Source organism: Actinoallomurus acaciae, from assembly GCF_042429965.1.
In the GTDB taxonomy this organism is placed as follows: domain Bacteria; phylum Actinomycetota; class Actinomycetes; order Streptosporangiales; family Streptosporangiaceae; genus Actinoallomurus; species Actinoallomurus acaciae.
On sequence record NZ_JBHLZP010001195.1, the window covers coordinates 1 to 826 of the forward strand.

1 protein-coding gene is annotated in these 826 nt (G+C 77.0%); it reads right to left on the minus strand.

What is annotated here, in order from left to right; translation table 11 throughout:
• A partial coding sequence (locus tag ACFFNX_RS51585) for an ABC transporter permease (protein WP_378213840.1) occupies positions 1 to 826 on the minus strand: 826 nt, incomplete at both ends.

The window sequence follows — 826 nt, forward strand, 5'->3', positions numbered from 1 at the left end:
GGGTGAGGCCCCGACCGCCTTGAGCAGGCCGACGCGCCTGGTCTGGTCGGCGAGGCGTCCGCCGACCAGCACGGCAACGCAGGCGACGCCGAGGAGCGCGAGCGCCCAGGTGCCGGTGAGCAGGGCGCCGTCGACGAGATGCAGTTCCGCGGTCGCGTAGGCGCCCATGTCCTGCCAGGAGCGGACGCCCCGGTGGGCCGCGGCGAAGCCCGGGGCGGCCGCCGGGTCGGCCAGCCGCAGCGGCATCACCTGCGACGTCGCCGGGCCGATCCGCTTCAGGTCCGCCCGGGTGACCCAGATCAGGCCCGGCGTGGAGGACGGGTACGGGACGCGCCCCGCGCTGACCGCGATCCCGGCGACGCGGAAACGGTGCCCGGAGATCGTGATCTCCTCGCCCGGCCGTACGCGCAGGGCATCGGCGAAGGCGCGTTCGACCACCGCTCCCCCGCGCCGCACCCACGACCCGGCGGTGACCCGGGGGCGGTCGACCGCTCCCGGAGCGGTGTCCCGGCCCTGCACGGAGGCGTCGACGCCGAAGTCGCGGACGCGGATCCCGGCGGAGGCGACCGGGTACGGACCGGCCGACGCGGTCACTCCGGACGCGTGCGCGAGCGGCGCGAGCGAGGCCGCGCGATCCGCGGTCGCCACCGCGTCCGGACCGGCGGTGGCGGCGCGGGTACGTTCCCAGGGCCGGTCGGCGACGCCGCGTACGGCCAGGCCCAGAGTGAGTGTGGTGGTCGTCGCCGCGATGGCGATGAGCAGCAGGACCGCCTCGGCACGACGATGGCGCAGGTCGCGCAGCGCCAGCCGGGCCACCAGAGTGAGC